The organism is Chryseobacterium sp. LAM-KRS1, from assembly GCF_013184525.1.
GTDB classification, from domain to species: Bacteria; Bacteroidota; Bacteroidia; order Flavobacteriales; family Weeksellaceae; genus Chryseobacterium; species Chryseobacterium proteolyticum.
Genome location: NZ_JAAOIZ010000005.1, coordinates 167,477 through 185,613, shown reverse-complemented (window position 1 = coordinate 185,613; position 18,137 = coordinate 167,477). Strand labels below are relative to the sequence as shown.

Below are 18,137 nucleotides of genomic sequence, written 5' to 3'. Positions count from 1 at the left end.
ATCTATGCCGAACGAATTACAAAAAAGAGACCGGGCCGTGAACTGGCATCCGTATACTCAGATGAAAACAGCTGACGATGCAATTCCTATCGTCAAAGGAAAAGGAGTATATCTCTTCGACAATGAAGGTAAAAAATATATCGATGCTGTTTCATCATGGTGGGTTACTTTGCACGGACATGCTAATGAGCATATTGCCGAACGTGTTTACAGTCAACTGAATACATTAGAGCAAGTTATTTTTGCCGGATTTACCCACGAACCGGCGATACAACTTTCTGAAAACCTCCTGAAGCTATTACCGGATAATCAGGAGAAGGTTTTTTATTCAGATAACGGATCTACTGCGGTAGAAGTTGCTTTAAAAATGAGCATCCAGCATGCTTACAATCAGGGAAAATCAAAAACAAAGATACTTGCTTTCAAAGATGCTTATCATGGAGATACCTTTGGTGCAATGTCAGTGAGCGGAAGAAGCATCTGGACCCAGCCTTTTGGCGAAATGCTGTTTGAAGTGATCTTCATAGATACTCCGAATTCTGAAAATCTGGAAGAATTAAAAATCCGGATTGAAGATTTTGCCGATGATGTGGCCTGTTTTATTTACGAACCATTGATACAGGGAGCTGCCGGAATGCTGGTACACCATGCTGAAGATCTTAGTAAGCTTATGAAGTTCTGCAGGGAAAAAGAAATCATCCTGGTTCAGGATGAAGTTTTTACAGGATTCGGAAGAACGGGAAAACTTTTTGCAGCGAATCACCTGTCTGAACAACCTGATATCATGTGTTTTTCAAAAGGATTAACAGGCGGAACAATGCCAATGGGTATTACAACCTGCTCAGAAGTGATTTTCAATGCTTTCTTATCCGATGATAAATATAAAACTTTATTCCATGGTCATTCCTTTACAGCAAATCCTTTAGCCTGTGCTGCGGCACTTGCCAGTATGGAGCTTTTATTACAGCAAGATACACAACTTGCCATTGAAAGAATCTCCCAACAACATACTGATTTTACAAAAATCCTTCAGCAGCATGAGAAAGTGGAAAATGTCCGCCAAATGGGAACCATTCTGGCCTGGGAGCTCAAAACGGATCAGGGAACTTCGTATTTTAATGAGACCGGAAAAAAGATCTACAATGAATTTCTGTCCAGAGGAATTATCATGCGCCCGCTGGGAAATGTAATGTATCTGGTTCCTCCTTATTGCATTACCTCAGAAGAGCTTGATTTCATTTATGAAAATATCATAGACGTTCTTAACCTATTTCTGAAAATGAAATAGCCCATACTCTCGCTGCCGGCAACGATACACAGATTTAAAAAAACACAAAATTATGATCTGTTACATTAAGCACGGTATGCGGGAGTATATTTTTGCATCCTTTTTCGCCGATTGGAGGAGATACTGAAGAAAAGTAAATCTTTGATTCCACGCCGTCTAATTTAAAGTTTAATGATCAATTTTTCCCATAAATATTGATTCTTACCCCTTAAACTCTTAAATTAGCTCCTCATAATAACTATTACAATGATTCTTGAAACAGAGAGATTAGTCCTCAGAGACCTCCATGTAAGTGATAAAGAAGCTCTTTTCGAATACCGGTCAGATGCTGAAACCAATGAATTCCAAAGCTGGATCCCCAAAACAATAGATGAAGTGGAAGCTTTTATTCTTAGAAATCCTAAAGAATTCAATCAGCCGGAAACCTGGTATCAGCTTTTGATTACGGACAGGAAGACAAATGACGTGATCGGGGATGTTGGCATCCATTTTATAGACAGTGAAAACAAACAGGTTGAATTTGGAATTACCCTGAACAAAAAACACCACCATAAAGGGTATGCTTCAGAAACATTGAAAAGCCTGATTGATTTGATGTTCAAAGACCTTAACAAGCATAGAATTACAACCTCTGTTGACCCCGCAAACAAAAGTTCAATTGATCTTATGAATCGTATAGGTTTCAGAAAAGAAGCTCATTTTGTTGAAAGCTTATATATAAATGGTGTTTGGGTTGATGATCTCGTTTTTGCTTTACTGCAAAAAGAATGGCTTAATAAATAGCTTTTTGAATATATCTGGCACAATTTTGCCATGCTATTTCAAAATATCACTACTTATTTAATTAAATATTTTTAGCGCATGAAAAATTTGGTAAACCTGCTTCTGGTATTGATCACTTTCGGGCTTACACCCGCACAAAAACTCATCCACAAAGAAATTTTCAGCCCACGGATGAACAAAAATATTAAAACCATTATCATTACACCCGATATTAAGCCTAAAGAAACGTATAAAACAGTTTATATTCTTCACGGGTTCAGTGGGAATCCGGACAGGCTGGTAAAGGAAGACCTGCCTAATCTGCTTGACAAAGCCAAAACTTACAACACGATTTATGTTCTACCTGATGGCAATTACAGCAGTTGGTATGTAGACAGCCCTTTGAAAAAAGACTCACAATATCAGACTTTTATCGGAAAAGAGCTGGTAGACTATATCGATAAGAATTATCCTGTAAAAAAAGAGAAAAAGTACCGTGGTATCTTAGGATGGAGTATGGGTGGCTATGGTGCGGTAAACATCGGCGTAACTTATCAGGATACTTTTGGGATTGTGGGAAGTTCATGTGGAGCTTTAGACCTTAAATCTATTGGAAAAGGTTACGAACAATACAAAGTTAATGAGGTTTTAGGCCCTTTGGAAAAGCTTGATCCAAAGTTTCTTACGGACAGTAAAATAGAGAAAATGATCGGCGCCAACCAAACCTATATTCTCGATTGTGGTACTGAAGATCAGCAAATGATCATGATGAACAGGAAATTTCATGAAAAACTCGTAGCCAATAAAATCCAGCATCTATACACAGAATCACTGGGCGGCCATACTACGGAATACTGGAGCAGATCATTATCAGATCAAGTGGCTTTGTTCAATAAATATTTTGATAACAAATAATCAAAAATAATTTGAGATAGTGATTTCAAAAATCTAAGAAATCGCACTTACTATAAAGTATGGAATAAGCCTTATATAAAGCAAACTAATCTTTTACAGCCATTTCATTTCCTATTGAAATGGCTTATTTTTTGGATGTTCATTCTAAATTAATTTCTATGATATCCATATTGCTCTTAGAACTCAACTGGAAAGAATTACTAATGGGACATGAGGAATGGTCATTTATTCTTGAAATCATTCTTCGTACGGCTATTATGTTTCTGACAATCATTATTGGCCTCCGTGTTTTAGGCAAAAGGGGTGTAAAACAACTCTCTATTTTTGAACTTGTTGTCATTATCGGTTTAGGTTCTGCCGCCGGAGACCCCATGTTCAATAAAGATGTCGGAATTATTTCTTCCATCATTGTTTTCCTAGTGATCATCATTATGTACAGCATCATTACCTATCTGATCGGAAAATACAAAAACGTTGAAAAAGTCATTGAAGGAACTTCTATCTGCCTTATTAAAAATGGAAAGTTTGCTATTGAGAACTTCAAAAAAGAAAATCTGGGAAGCGATGAATTTTTTGCAGAGTTAAGATTAAAAGGCATATCACAGCTGGGACAGATCGAAACAGCTATTGAAGAAATTTCAGGAGAAATCAGCGTATTTTATTTTGAAGATACCCAGGTAAAATATGGCCTTCCTATTATGCCGGACTCTTTAAAAAAAACCGTAAAGTACATCGATGAAGAAGGATATTATTCATGTACTTTCTGTGGACAAACGGAAATAAAAAATCAGGGAAATGCAGGAGATTGTCCGGTTTGTAAAAAAGATGAATGGGTATTGGCAAGCAATAGGAAAAGAGTGACATAAACATCAATTGAAGTTTAAAAAAATTCCTAAACTGTAAAAATTGAGTTCTAGTAAAAACTTTTTTTTATTTAGCAATCTTTATAAATCGCGGTACTCCTGGCAAACTTAAAAAAACAATCCTGATCATCTCATGATAATTAAAGTTTCCTAAAATCTAAGTGTTCTTTTTTCCTTATATTTGTTATCCCAAGTATCAGTTTTAAATAAAAACTGTGAAAAGTCTCATTAATCATTAACCCTTTTTATAACATTAATTTCCTCTTTACATGGTAATATCTGTGTAAAGCAATGGAAGAATACTTGTAAAAAACACTCAAATACCCGATAATTACACGTGAAGATTCACAATAAAAGAAAATACCTCAGTTTTCTTAAGTTTAAAAGAGATTTTCAGAAATATGGTCTCGAGAAAGTACGCAGCTATGAACTTGTCCTTCATTGGCTAAGCAACAGACTCAGCCGCAGCCAGTTTCTTATTCTTTCGGGTATCCTAGTTGGATGCACTGCCGGACTGGCAGGTGTGATCCTTAAAACATTGGTTCATACCATCCATTATTTCATTGTCAATAAAGTCCATTTCGAATATCAGATCCTTTTTTATATTGTTTTTCCTTTTTTAGGAATTGTACTGACCACCAGTATTGTTCTTACTTTATTTAAAGGGCAGGACAGGAAAGGAATCGGCGCCATTCTTTATGAGATAGCTCAAAACTCCAGTATCGTTTCTTCAGTAAAAATGTACTCGCAGATTGTGCAGAGTGCCATTACCGTAGGATTGGGAGGATCTGCAGGGCTGGAAAGCCCTATCGCCGTTACCGGTGCTGCCATAGGATCAAATTATGCGCAGACCTATCGTTTAGGATATAAAGAAAGAACTTTGCTTTTAGCTGCAGGAGCAACAGCAGGTATTGCGTCCGCATTCAATGCCCCGATAGCAGGAGTAATGTTCGCATTTGAGATCCTGTTGACGGGAGTTGTCTTTTCCGATTTTATTCCGCTTGTAGTTGCTGCGGTCTGCGGAAGTCTTTTATCCAGGATATTGCTTCAGGAGGATATCCTTTTCAGGTTTCACGCCAGAGAATCTTTTAATTACCACAATGTTCCGTATTATCTGATATTAGGTATTGTTACAGGTTTATATGCCAGATATTTTGTGATCATCTCCCAGAAAGTAGAGCATTTTATTAAGGAACTGAAAGTTTCCCGCATCCGCAAGGCAATGATCGGAGGAGCTGCGTTGTCTTTACTTTGCGTCCTGTTTCCTCCATTATTTGGTGAAGGTTATGAAACAGTAAAGGATTTCACCAATGGAAATACCCATTTTATAATTGAAAACAGTCTTTTCAGATACTTTGAAATCGGAAACTGGACGGTTATTATTTTTCTGGTCCTGATATGCCTGTTAAAAGCTTTTGCGACTTCTATTACCATTTTCAGCGGAGGGAACGGAGGGAACTTTGCACCTTCACTTTTTGCGGGAGGTACGGTCGGTTTTCTTTTTGCCATGATCTGCCAGCAAATAGGGTTTGAGGATGTTCCTGTTACCAATCTGGTTCTTGTAGGAATGGCAGGCGCGATGAGTGGCGTACTATATGCACCTCTTACGGCTATATTTCTTATTGCCGAATCCAGTTTCGGATATGATCTGTTCATTCCGTTAATGATCGTTTCTGTAATGTCTTATTTAATGGCAAAATGGTTTTCCCCGATATCTCCGGAGCTAAAAAACATGGCTGATGAGGGCAAAATATTTACCCATGAGCATGATAAAAACCTGATGTCTTCACTTCGTACAAAAGAATTGATAGACCGGGACTCCCAGACTATCAGCCAGGATGCTCCCATTAATGATTTGTATGAACTGATCAAAAATGGAAAAAAGAACATATTTGCAATAACGGATGATGAAAAAATGCTGAAAGGAATTCTAACATTGGACGATATCCGGCCTTTGCTTTTTAACAGAGATAAAGATGCGTCATTCACCATCCAGCAGCTTATGAAAGCTCCGCCGGCGGTTATTCATCCCGAAGATGAGCCTTTGAAGATCATTCAGATTTTCGATGAAACAGGGGTTTGGAATTTACCTGTTGTGGATACTCAAAACCGTTTTATCGGCTTCATATCAAAATCTACCGTTTTAATGAGCTACAGAGAATTGCTGAAAGAATATTCCGATTAGAATCCTTTTATTTTAAGAAACAATATTTGATATCTTTGTATCCATGAATATCCTAATCATAGAAGACGATCAGAGAGTTGCCCAGCTTACCCAAAGAGGTCTGGAAGAACAGGGATTTACGGTAACTCTGGCTTATGACGGGTTGTCCGGAAAGAAATTAGCCTTACAGAATGATTACGATCTTGTGATAACGGATATCGTTCTTCCTAAAATGGATGGAATCGACCTTTGCCGGGAAGTACGCCTGATCAAGCCTGACCTTGCGATCATTATGCTTACCGCATTGGGAACAACAGACGATAAGGTAGAGGGTTTTGATGCCGGTGCAGACGACTATCTCGTAAAACCGTTTGAAATGAGGGAATTACTGGTAAGAATAAGAGCTTTACTGAAACGCAACAACAAAGCTGCTCAGAATTCGGGATTTATCCTGCGTTACGCTGACCTGGAAATGAACCTTCATACCAAGATCGTTAAAAGGAATACAAAGGATATCAACCTCACTCCGAAAGAATTCAAACTGCTCGAATACATGCTGCACAACCCGGAAAGAGTGCTGTCAAGAGTAGAAATTGCCGAAAAAGTATGGGATACCCATTTTGATACGGGAACTAATTTTATCGATGTATATATCAATTACCTTCGTAAGAAAATAGATAAAGATTTTGATCAGAAACTCATCCATACCAAATCCGGTATGGGATTTATTCTTAAATTGGAGTGATGCAAATCAAAACCAGGCTTACCATATTATTCACCATTATTACAGCAACTATTTTGCTGGTATTTGCTTTTGTAATCTATTTTTCCGCAAGCCAAAGCAGGGAAACCGAATTTTATGCGCTTTTAAAAAAAGAAGCTTACACCAAAGCCAATCTGTTCCTGAATGCTAAAGTAGACAAACATACCCTCCAGGAAATCTATCACAATAACCGTAAAACCCTGAATGAGGTTGAAGTAGCTATTTATAATACAGACCATCAGCTTTTATATCATGATGCAGTGGATATTGATTTCGTAAAGGAAACCTCAAAAATGCTTGATGATATCAATTCCAAAGGAAACATTCAGTTTTATCAGGATAACTGGCAGGTGATTGGAGTTACTTATGCGTACCAGGGACAAAAATATCTGGTTACGGCGGCAGCGTATGACCAATATGGATACAGCAAAGTAAATAATTTGTTGAAAACGATTGTCATTGTTTTTATATTTTCAATCATCATCATTTTTCTGGCAGGAAGAATCTTCTCAAGAAAAGCATTTCAGCCCGTAAATGAAATGACGGAAAAAGCGCGGAATATTTCAGCAACAAACCTCGATCTTAGACTGGAAACTACAGGAAATAAGGATGAATTATCGCAACTGGCCAATACCTTTAATGACATGCTCAATCGTCTGGAAAGCTCTTTTGATGCCCAGAAAAATTTTGTTTCCAATATTTCCCATGAACTGAGAACCCCTCTGGCCGCAATCATTACCGAACTGGAACTTTCTATTAATAAGGAGAGGACCAATGACGAATATAAAACAGTGATCAGCAATGTATTAGACGACTCCAAAAAACTGGTCCGTTTATCAAACAGCCTTCTGGATTTTGCCAAAGCAAGTTATGATCCTACGGAAATTTCCTTTAAACCTGTAAGGATCGATGAGATATTGCTGGATGCCCGACAGCAGGTTCAGAATTATAACTATGATTATAAGATTGACCTCAATTTCAAAGCTGATATTGATGATGAAAACCAGATTACGGTAAATGGAAATGAGTATCTTTTAAAAGTGGCATTTGTAAACCTTCTTGAAAACGGATGTAAATTCTCCGATGACCATAAAAGCACAGTCTCCATTATATTCAGTAATGAAAAGATTATCCTTACATTTTCAGATCTTGGGATTGGTATTTCCGAAACAGATATGAACTTTATTTTTGCTCCTTTCCATCGAGGTGAAAATAAAGAATTTGCGGATGGAAACGGAATAGGGCTTCCTCTTACCAAAAAAATAGTTGATCTGCATAAAGGCAGCATCACCGTATCTTCGCAAAAAAACAAAGGGACAACCTTCACGGTAGAGCTCCCGCATTTATAAAATTTCTAATAAAATTCTAATTTTTTTCTAGTGGTTCTCTAACCGTGTTTGTGGCAGATTGTAAAGACCTTTGTGCCAGCAAAATAAAAGAAGAGGAATCATGGGATTATTGGAATTTACAATCAGACTTTTAAGCGGAATGTTATTAGGTTCCGCCATCGGTATCGAAAGACATTGGCGTCAGAAAAGTGCGGGTTTACGTACCAATGCTCTGGTTTCCCTGGGTGCTACGGCCTTCATTCTTCTTTCCATTAAAATCGGTGGCGATGCTACCGGAAGGATTGCTTCATATATTGTAAGCGGTATAGGCTTTCTCGGTGCCGGAGTTATCATGAAAGACGGACTCAATGTACAGGGATTGAATACCGCAGCAACCATATGGTGTTCTGCCGCTGTAGGTGCTCTTAGCGGAATGGGCCTTCAGATGGAAGCCGCGGTAGTTACTGTTACCGTTATGTTCACCCACATTATCCTTCGTCCTATAGGTATTCACCTAAACAGATTCACTTTCGTAAAATCCGGTAATGTACAGGCAGACTATCTCTTTACAATAAAATGTACGGCCGAAGTGGAAAACCATATCCGTGTACTGCTCATGCAGATGCTGGGAAATGATGAAAAATTGTTACTGAAATCCCTGTCAAGCGATGATGTGGATGATAATGTTATCATCACCGCTGTAATCGTTACTGCAACGCCTCAGGACAGCCTTATAGAACGTACGGCAAGCCGTCTTACCATAGAGGAAAAAGTACATAAGGTCAGTTGGGAGATTATAGGTACCCAGTCGGAATTATAATCTCTCTCTCTTTAACCCAAAATTACCTTTTCGGGTAATGATCTACTAAACATGCATCCATCCTGTGATGCAGGATATTCTGTTCCTTTTTAACTCATTAATACCATGAGTCATGATAAAACTAAAAGAAAAAATTAAAAACCCATTTCATTCTGTAATCAATTCAGACGGAATGAATATCGGAACCATTACCAAGCTGCAAAATGCATCCAGCCAGGATGATAAATTTGTATATGCTATGCTGGAAACCAGTGAAGAAGGTATAACAAAGATAACGGCTGATGAACGTAAAGCCATGTTCGGACACAATGAAATTCAACATCAGAAAGCTCCCAAATGGTACATCCAGCTGTTAAAAGCTTTTGCCAACCCTTTTATCTATATTCTGCTGGCTATTGCTGCAGTATCCTTTATCATTGATGTATGGCTCCCTCCCGCAGAAGAACGTGACTTTAAGACGGTAATCGTGGTTTCGGTTATGATCCTGGTCAGTACGCTCTTGCGTTTCGTACAGGAATACAGGAGCAATGCTGCTGCTGAAAAGTTGAAAAGCATGGTAAAAACAACGGCTACTGTACTCAGGAAATTTCAATCTAAACAGGAAATACCCATCAGCGAGCTTGTTCCGGGCGATATTATTTATCTGTCTGCCGGAGATATGATTCCTGCGGATTGCAGGATTGTACAGAGTAAAGATTTGTTCGTCAGCGAAAGTATGCTTACAGGCGAAGCATTACCTGTGGAAAAGAACCATCTTCCGATCCGCGATGCAGAAACTAAACAGGTCATAGAACTTAATAACCTGTGCTTTATGGGAACTAATGTGGTAAGCGGCTCAGCGACGGCAGTTATTGTGGTGACCGGAGGCTACACCTATTTTGGTAGCATCAGTAAATCCATTACTGGAGAGCGTCCTGAAACCAGTTTTGATAAAGGAATCAATAAAGTGAGCTTTCTATTGATCCGTTTTATGCTGGTTATGGTTCCCGTGATTTTTTTGGTCAACGGACTTATAAAGGGAAACTGGCTGGAGGCACTGTTGTTTGCTATTGCCGTTGCCGTAGGATTAACTCCGGAAATGCTTCCGATGATCGTTACAGCTAACCTGGCAAAAGGAGCTGTAAACATGAGCAAACGTAAGGTGATTGTAAAGCGCCTGAATTCCATCCAGAATATCGGTGCTATGGATATCCTGTGTACAGATAAAACCGGAACCCTTACTTTGGATAAAATTGTCCTTGAAAAACACCTTAATGTCCATGGAATAGAGGATGACGAAGTATTGAAATGGGCATATCTGAACAGCTATCACCAGACAGGACTAAAGAATCTTTTAGACAAAGCTGTTCTTGAGCATGTTGAGCTTCACGATTATTTAAAAGTGGAAGAACAATACCTGAAGGTAGATGAAATCCCATTTGATTTTCAGCGCCGCAGAATGTCTGTTATCCTTAAAATGCACAACGGAAACCATCTCCTTATCTGCAAAGGAGCCGTAGAAGAAATGCTGGAACTATGCAGTAAAACTTTCGATCCGGGAGATAACAGGAATATTCATATTGAAAATGATAAAGCCGTTCCCATGGACGACGCCATGCGTAAGATCGTGCTGAAAACTTCAAAAAAAATGAATGAGGAAGGACTCCGGGTGATCCTTGTTGCCATCAGGGAATTTGATGCCTCTCATCCGCTTACTTATACATTGGAAAGTGAAAAAGATCTTACCCTTACCGGATTCATCGGTTTTCTTGATCCTGCCAAGCCATCAGCTCAGCCGGCGATAGAAGCCTTACATAAATTGGGTGTTGGGGTAAAAGTACTCACCGGTGATAATGAAATTGTAACCCGGAAAATTTGCAAAGATGTAGGAATTCCGGTTCACCATATTATCAACGGAAGGGATCTGGATGAAATATCAGACGAAGTTCTGGCAGAGCGAATGGATTCTGTTTCTGTATTTGCCAAACTAAATCCTTTACAAAAAGTAAGGGTTGTAAGAATTTTACGCGATCAGGGACATACGGTGGGCTTTATGGGAGATGGAATTAATGATGCAGCGGCCCTTAAAGAGTCGGATGTAGGGATCAGTGTAGATACGGCAGTGGATGTGGCAAAAGAAAGCGCAGATATTATCCTTCTTGAAAAAGACCTTATGGTTCTCAGAAAAGGGGTGATCTACGGGCGAAGAACCTTTGGGAATATTATCAAATATATTAAAATGACTGCGAGCAGTAATTTTGGGAATATGTTCAGTATGCTGGGAGCGAGTGCATTTCTGCCTTTTCTTCCTATGCTGCCTGTTCATTTGCTGATCCAGAATTTATTGTACGATATCTCCCAGATTTCTATTCCCTGGGACAGAATGGATGAAGAATTCCTTGAAACACCAAAAAAATGGGATGCAGGTGGAGTGGCTAAATTTATGTTCTTTATAGGACCTATAAGCTCTATTTTCGATTTCGCCACATTTGCCGTGATGTATTTTGTGTTCAAAGCCAATACACCAGAACATCAGACCCTGTTTCAAAGCGGATGGTTCATTGAAGGTTTACTATCGCAGACCCTTATCATTCATATGATCCGGACAAGGAAAATTCCTTTCATACAAAGCTGGGCCACCGCTCCGGTAGTTGCCTTAACAACTTTAATCATGATTATAGGGATTGCTATACCTTTCTCACCATTTGCAGCAGCTTTAAAGATGCAGCCATTACCATTAAGCTATTTCCCATGGCTGTTAGGTATACTCACTTGTTATTGCCTGCTCACTCAATGGGTGAAAAACTGGTTTATCAGAAAATTCAATACCTGGTTGTAAGAAAAAGAATTCCTTTTCAAGTATTTATCGATCCAATTTCAAAAAAACAATTAAAACTATAAACGTAATGACTATTAAATCAGCACGATTGAAAAGCAATATGTCCGCAATGATATGGCTGACAACTGCATCAATCTTTCTTTATTCCTGTAATAATAAGAAAGAACAGTCTGAAAGCACAGCTCCGTATATCACAAAAGGAGATACGATCATTTTGCAGAAAAATACTCCGATACTTTCCAAACTTGTTTTACATAAAGTACAGGAAGAGGAATATAATCCCAATTTACTTACCGTAGGAACGGTTAAAGCGATTCCCAATACCTATGCAGAAGTTGCCTCACCATTTGCCGGAAGGATATTGAAATCATACGTTAAACTAGGGCAGAAGGTAAATTCCGGATCTCCTTTATTTTCAATAAGTTCCAGAGACTATCTCGCTGCACAAAAAGAATACCGTGACGCCCAGCAGGAATACCGTCAGGCCGAACTGAACCTTAAGCGTCAACAGGATTTATTACACCACGGCGTAGGTATCCGGCGTGAAACGGAAGAAGCTGCCACAGAATTCCAGATTAAGAAAACAGCACTCGACAACGCATCCGGAGCTTTGCAAATTTTTAAAAATGGTAAAAATATGTCTCCGAATACTCCTCTTGTCGTTGTATCTCCAATACAAGGAGAGGTGGTAACAAATAATATTGTTATGGGACAATACCTGAAAGAAGACGCTCCGCCTATTGCCGTAATTGCAGAGCTTTCCAAAGTATGGATAGCAGGACAGGTAAAGGAAAAGGACATTCGTTTTCTGCAAAATTTAACCTCGGTGGAAGTCAATATCAGCGCATTACCGGATAAAAAAATTATGGGAAAAATTTATCATATCAATGAAATTGTCAATGAAGAAACCCGAAGTGTGGAAGTCCTGGTGGAGTGTGAAAATGATGACCGGCTTTTAAAACCCGGGATGTTTGTGAATGTAAAGTTCATTAACACCGCGGAGAAAAAAGTTTTTGTTCCTGCTAAGGCTGTCCTTCAGTTCAATGATAAAAATTATGTGCTGGTACAGACCTCTCGTAACCAATATGTAAAAAGGTATGTAGAAACAGGAATTACGGAAAATGATAAAATACAGATCCTCAACGGGCTGAAACCTGGCGAAACGATCATCAGTGAAGGAGCTTTCTATCTTCTGGATGCTAAATAAGGAACCCAATGAAAAACATATTAAACAATATCATTGCTAAACGATGGCTGATACTGGCATTGTTTGCACTGCTTGCTCTTTTCGGATATTATTCATGGAAACAACTTTCTATAGAAGCTTATCCCGATATCGGAGATGTTACTTCCCAGGTTGTTACCCAGGTACCCGGTTTAGCTGCCGAGGAAATTGAGCAGCAAATTACCATACCTATTGAACAGGCAATAAATGGACTCCCAGGAATGCATGTCATGCGAAGCAAAAGTACCTTCGGATTATCCATGGTAACCATTGTTTTCAATGACGGGGTCGATGATTACTGGGCAAGGACCAGAATTAAAGAAAGGCTGGGGGATCTCGAACTTCCGTATGGAGTAACTCCTGGGCTGGATCCGCTCACCTCTCCAACAGGAGAGATTTACCGCTATATCATTGAGAGCAAAACCCATGATCTACGTGAGCTTACTGATCTTCAGAATTTTGTAATCATCCCGAAAATAAAACAGGTTTCAGGAGTGGCAGACGTTACCAATTTTGGTGGGATTACCACCCAGTTTCAGGTAGAACTGGATCCGGTAAAGCTGGAACAATACAATATTAGCCTTAAAGAGGTGGCAGAAAAGCTTGAGGCCAACAATGCCAACTCAGGTGGAAGTGTTATGAACAGGGGAGACCAGTCTTACGTTATCCGTGGAATCGGCCTGGTTAAATCTCTCGAAGACATGGGCAGGGTTGTTGTAAAATCAGTTAATGGCTCTCCCATATACATGAATGACATTGGCAAAATAAAATACGGGAACCTTGAACGTAAAGGAGCGCTAGGCTACTCAGATCAGCGGGGTGTTAATTACCCGGACAATATAGAAGGTATTGTTCTGTTGCTCAAAGGAGAAAATCCATCTGTCGTATTAAAAGGAGTAAATGATGCTGTTGATGATCTTAATAAAAACATCCTTCCAAAAGGTGTTCAGATCCATGTTGTATTAGACAGAACCAACCTTGTTGATAATACATTACATACCGTATCTAAAACTTTACTTGAAGGAATGACCTTGGTTATCATCGTATTGATTGTATTCCTTGGAAGCTGGCGCGGCGCCCTGCTTGTGGCCATTACCATCCCCCTGTCTTTGCTTATTGCATTTATATTAATGCATTTCACCAATATTCCGGCTAACCTTTTATCCCTTGGGGCTATCGATTTCGGGATTATTGTAGATGGGGCTATTGTAATGCTTGAAACGATTTTAAAGAAACGGGAAGATCATCCTGAAGAGGAACTGGAAGAAAAAACCATTACTCAAAAAGTAAAAGAAGTAGCCAAACCCATATTCTTTGCCACCATCATTATCATTACCGCTTATTTGCCATTGTTTGCTTTTGAAAGAGTAGAAAAGAAATTATTTACGCCAATGGCATTTACAGTAGGTTACGCATTGCTTGGTGCCCTTGCTGTTGCATTATTCCTCATTCCGGGACTGGCTTTTGTCATCTACCGGAAACCACGGAAGATTTATCACAACCGCTGGCTTGAGAAAATAGGGACGTCATATCATAACAGAGTTCAAAAGATCATGAGCCGTCCTAAACGGATATTTATTCCATTGATTGCTATCCTGCTGACGACAGGCGTTTTAACAGCCCTGGTAGGAAAAGACTTTTTACCTCCGCTGGATGAAGGATCAATATGGCTTCAGGTTTCTTTACCACCAGGTATTACAGTAGAAAAATCAAGAGAAATGAGTGATACGCTCCGGGCGCGTACTCTTAAGCACAAAGAAGTAACGTATGTAATGGTACAGGCTGGAAGAAATGACGACGGAACTGACGCATGGACACCTTCCCATTTTGAGGTGAGTGTAGGACTAAAACCGTATAGCGAATGGAAATGGGGAAGAAGTAAAGCGGATCTTATCAAAGAACTTGAAGCAGAATACGCAACCATGCCGGGATACAATATTGCTTTCACCCAACCGATGATCGATGGCGTAATGGACAAAATTTCCGGAGCCCATAGTGAACTCGTTGTTAAGGTATATGGAAATGATTTTAAAGAAACAAGACGAATAGCAGAAGAGGTAATGGCTACTTTAAAAAAGGTAAAAGGAGCCGTAGACCTTGCTATAGATCAGGAGCCTCCGTTGCCCCAGTTACAGATAAAGGTAGATCGCGAAAAAATCGCCCAGTATGGACTTAATGTATCTGATGTTTCAGATCTTATAGAAGTAGCAATCGGGGGAAAAGCTGTTTCAAAAGTATATAAGGGAATCAAAGTATACGATATTATTACGAGGTATAACGAAACCAGCAGAAATACGCCGGAAAAAATAGGTAGCCTGATGCTTACCAATGAATCCGGAGCGAAAATCCCACTATCCCAGGTTGCAGATATACAGTTGAATACAGGGGAAAGTATGATAGCACGTGAAATGAACAAGCGTCATCTCACCGTACGCCTTAACCTTCGTGGTACCGATTTAACGTCATTTTTATCACAAGCAGAAAATGCCATCGAAAAAAATGTAAAATATGATCACGAAAAATACAGCATCAAATGGGGTGGCCAGTTTGAAAACCAGAACCGTGCCTACGGAAGGCTTTCTGTTATTGTTCCCCTGGCGCTCTCCATTATGTTTATTTTGTTGTATGGAGCTTTCCAGTCATTCCGTCAGGCCGGGCTTTTAATCAGTATAGTTCCGCTGGCTCTTTTCGGAGGAATGCTTGCTCTCAATCTTCGGGGTATGACCCTGAATATTTCATCAGCAGTTGGCTTTATTGCTTTGTTTGGAGTCGCCATACAAAACGGGGTAATCATGATCTCCCACATCAATGACCTGCGAAAGAAAGGGTACGACCTGAAAAAAGCAGTAACAGAAGGAGCTTTCCATCGTTTCCGTCCGGTTCTGATGACCGCTACTGTCGCTATATTGGGGTTATTTCCTGCCTCATTGGCTACAGGTATTGGCTCTGATGTACAAAGACCTCTGGCCACTGTAATTGTATATGGACTCCTGTTTTCTACCATCATTACCCTGTTTGCACTTCCTGCACTTTACTATCTGATAGAAAATAAATGGGGAAAGAATTTTAATGTACCAAAAGAAGACTAAAATGATCACAATAAAAAAATATACACAGCTTTTTATCATAATATTCCTCGTTTCAGCCTTCAATATAAAGGCCCAGAAGATTGATACTGCATTCGCTAAAAAACCAATTGATTATATGACCTATATCAATCTGGTCGGAAAAAACAATCTGGCATATTCTGCAGAAAAATTCAATATCAATATTGCCGATGCCGCGATACAAACCGCCCGGATTTTTCCGGATCCACAATTAGGCTTCGGATGGTTTGATAACGGACAAAGAAGAATGAAGATGGGCTATGGTTTTAACTCTGAAGTAAGCTGGACATTGGAAATGGGTGGCAAAAGAAAAGCCCGCATAGAAGTTGCTCGAAATCAGGCACATCTTAGCCGTCTTCTTCTGGATGATTATTTCCGTAATCTCCGGGCAGATGCTACACTGGCGTATCTCTCTGCCATCCAGAACAGGATCGTGCTGGATGTAGAATCCAATTCTTATCTGCAGATGAAAAAACTGGCGGAATCCGACAGTATCCGCTTCAAATTAGGTGTGATCACCCAGGTAGATGCCCGGCAATCAAAGCTGGAAGCAGGTACTATGCTGAACGATGTATTTTCTGCAGAAGCAGAGTGGAAAACTTCATTAGCTAACCTTTCACTTTTGTCGGGAAAAGCTAAAAGTGATTCTTTATGGTATCCTCAGGGCGATTTTTCAGGGTTTGAACGTCAATTTTTCTTATCGGATCTGGTTATTGAAGCCCAAAACAACAGGGCAGATTTAAAAGCAGCCCTGCAAAACAAAACCGTTTCTCAAAGTCTGCTTAAGCAAGCTAAGGCTGACCGCGCGATTGACCTGGGACTGTCATTTGGTGTTAATAATACTTCTTACGTGAGAAATACCATCGCTCCCACACCTGCAATGACTACTGTAAATGCGGGAATCAGTGTTCCCCTGAAATTTTCAAACAACAGATCGGGAGATCTGAAAGCAGCACAATACGGTACCTTACAGGCAGAAACAACCTATAAACAAACTGAGCTCCAGATTCAAACCGAAGTTACCCAGGCATATTACACCTATATCGCAGCTCAAAAGCAGGTAAATCAGTTTAAATCCGGTTTGCTTACAGAAGCTAAAGCTATCCTTGAGGGCAAAATATACAGCTATAAGAGAGGTCAGTCTTCCTTACTGGAAGTCCTGAATGCACAACGTACCTATAATGATGTACAGCACGATTATTACGGAACACTTTACAACTATGCCGTTGCATTGGTAGAGCTTGAAAGAGCTGCCGGAATATGGGATATTAATTTATAATTAAAAACAATGAAAAAAATATTTTTTATACTGATCATACTACTTGAAGGACATTTTATATATGCTCAACAGAATTCTGATACGTTAAAAACAGATTCCATAGAATCAAACACAAACAAAGTAAGCTGGGGTGTGAAAGCGGGTATTAATTCTTATAATTTTTACGGCAAAGAGAGGGATTTTATTTTTGCGAACCCAGACACAAAATTCAAACCGGGCTTCCATGCAGGCGTATTTGTTAACACCCGGATAAGCAAAAATATAGAACTTACCCATGAATTGACTTTCAGCCAAAAAAGGGTAGGTGTCTCCTATAAGGATGATTCTGACCAAACTTATAACTCCGTCATCAACAGTTCTTATATTGATATTATTCCTGTGAACATGAATTACCGCCTATCCGGATTTAAATTCTATGCGGGGCCGTATGTAAGTGTTTTAGCAGCAGCCAATACAAAACGAAAAGATGAAAATGGTAACGTTTTCCGGGATAAAAGCATTTTCGGAGATGCGGCCAATGATGAAAGCAAAAACTATTATCTTCAGAAGTTTGATTTTGGAATGAATATCGGTCTGGACTACCAGCTAAAAGACAGATGGTCGGTAGGGCTAAGATACACACATGGTTTTACAGATCTTTTTCAGAATGCCAACAGTTCAGCAAACGGCAATGCTAAAAAAGATAAAATTAAAATATACAACCGGGGACTTATGCTTTCTTTAGCATATGACCTGACATCATATCATTCTTATAAATAATGCAAAAAGGAATCAAAATCTCAAAGTTCTAAAACAGAACAGTAAA

At 39.4% G+C, this 18,137-nt stretch carries 13 protein-coding genes; all 13 read left to right on the top strand.

Annotated elements, in window-relative coordinates:
- The first annotated feature begins 4 nt into the window (after positions 1-4).
- The 13 genes from bioA (at position 5) to G9C87_RS15365 (ending at position 18,091) form a co-directional block, all read left to right on the top strand.
- Complete coding sequence (bioA, locus tag G9C87_RS15425) at positions 5-1,288, top strand: adenosylmethionine--8-amino-7-oxononanoate transaminase (RefSeq protein ID WP_172282752.1); 1,284 nt, start codon at positions 5-7, stop codon at positions 1,286-1,288.
- A 246-nt stretch (positions 1,289-1,534) separates the two neighbouring features.
- Entirely contained in the window at positions 1,535-2,071 is a 537-nt protein-coding gene (locus tag G9C87_RS15420; protein ID WP_172282750.1) for a GNAT family N-acetyltransferase, read from the top strand.
- A 78-nt stretch (positions 2,072-2,149) separates the two neighbouring features.
- Positions 2,150-2,965 (top strand): alpha/beta hydrolase, encoded by an 816-nt coding sequence (locus G9C87_RS15415; protein ID WP_172282748.1) that lies wholly within the window; start codon positions 2,150-2,152, stop codon positions 2,963-2,965.
- A 158-nt stretch (positions 2,966-3,123) separates the two neighbouring features.
- Positions 3,124-3,831: a DUF421 domain-containing protein gene (locus tag G9C87_RS15410; protein ID WP_172282746.1), complete on the top strand. Its 708-nt coding sequence runs from the start codon at positions 3,124-3,126 to the stop codon at positions 3,829-3,831.
- A gap of 334 nt (positions 3,832-4,165) precedes the next feature.
- Positions 4,166-6,013, top strand: a complete 1,848-nt coding sequence (locus tag G9C87_RS15405; RefSeq protein ID WP_172282745.1) for a chloride channel protein — start codon at positions 4,166-4,168, stop codon at positions 6,011-6,013.
- Positions 6,014-6,056: 43 nt separating this feature from the next.
- Positions 6,057-6,737, top strand: a complete 681-nt coding sequence (locus G9C87_RS15400; protein ID WP_172282743.1) for a response regulator transcription factor — start codon at positions 6,057-6,059, stop codon at positions 6,735-6,737.
- Positions 6,737-8,104 (top strand): sensor histidine kinase, encoded by a 1,368-nt coding sequence (locus G9C87_RS15395; RefSeq protein WP_172282741.1) that lies wholly within the window; start codon positions 6,737-6,739, stop codon positions 8,102-8,104. The genes G9C87_RS15400 and G9C87_RS15395 overlap by 1 nt, the downstream gene beginning before the upstream one ends.
- Before the next feature lie 100 nt (positions 8,105-8,204).
- A complete protein-coding gene (locus tag G9C87_RS15390) occupies positions 8,205-8,903 on the top strand; it encodes an MgtC/SapB family protein (RefSeq protein ID WP_172282739.1) in 699 nt (232 codons plus the stop codon).
- A 112-nt stretch (positions 8,904-9,015) separates the two neighbouring features.
- On the top strand, positions 9,016-11,721 hold the full coding sequence (mgtA, locus tag G9C87_RS15385; protein ID WP_172282737.1) for a magnesium-translocating P-type ATPase: 2,706 nt from the start codon (positions 9,016-9,018) through the stop codon (positions 11,719-11,721).
- A 67-nt stretch (positions 11,722-11,788) separates the two neighbouring features.
- A complete protein-coding gene (locus tag G9C87_RS15380) occupies positions 11,789-12,928 on the top strand; it encodes an efflux RND transporter periplasmic adaptor subunit (RefSeq protein WP_228457025.1) in 1,140 nt (379 codons plus the stop codon).
- An 8-nt stretch (positions 12,929-12,936) separates the two neighbouring features.
- A complete protein-coding gene (locus G9C87_RS15375) occupies positions 12,937-16,035 on the top strand; it encodes an efflux RND transporter permease subunit (RefSeq protein WP_172282735.1) in 3,099 nt (1,032 codons plus the stop codon).
- A 1-nt stretch (position 16,036) separates the two neighbouring features.
- Positions 16,037-17,332 (top strand): TolC family protein, encoded by a 1,296-nt coding sequence (locus G9C87_RS15370; protein WP_172282734.1) that lies wholly within the window; start codon positions 16,037-16,039, stop codon positions 17,330-17,332.
- 9 nt (positions 17,333-17,341) lie between these two features.
- The gene (locus G9C87_RS15365) at positions 17,342-18,091 is read left to right on the top strand and encodes a porin family protein (protein ID WP_172282732.1); all 750 of its coding nucleotides are present in this window, start codon (positions 17,342-17,344) and stop codon (positions 18,089-18,091) included.
- Positions 18,092-18,137 lie beyond the last annotated feature (46 nt).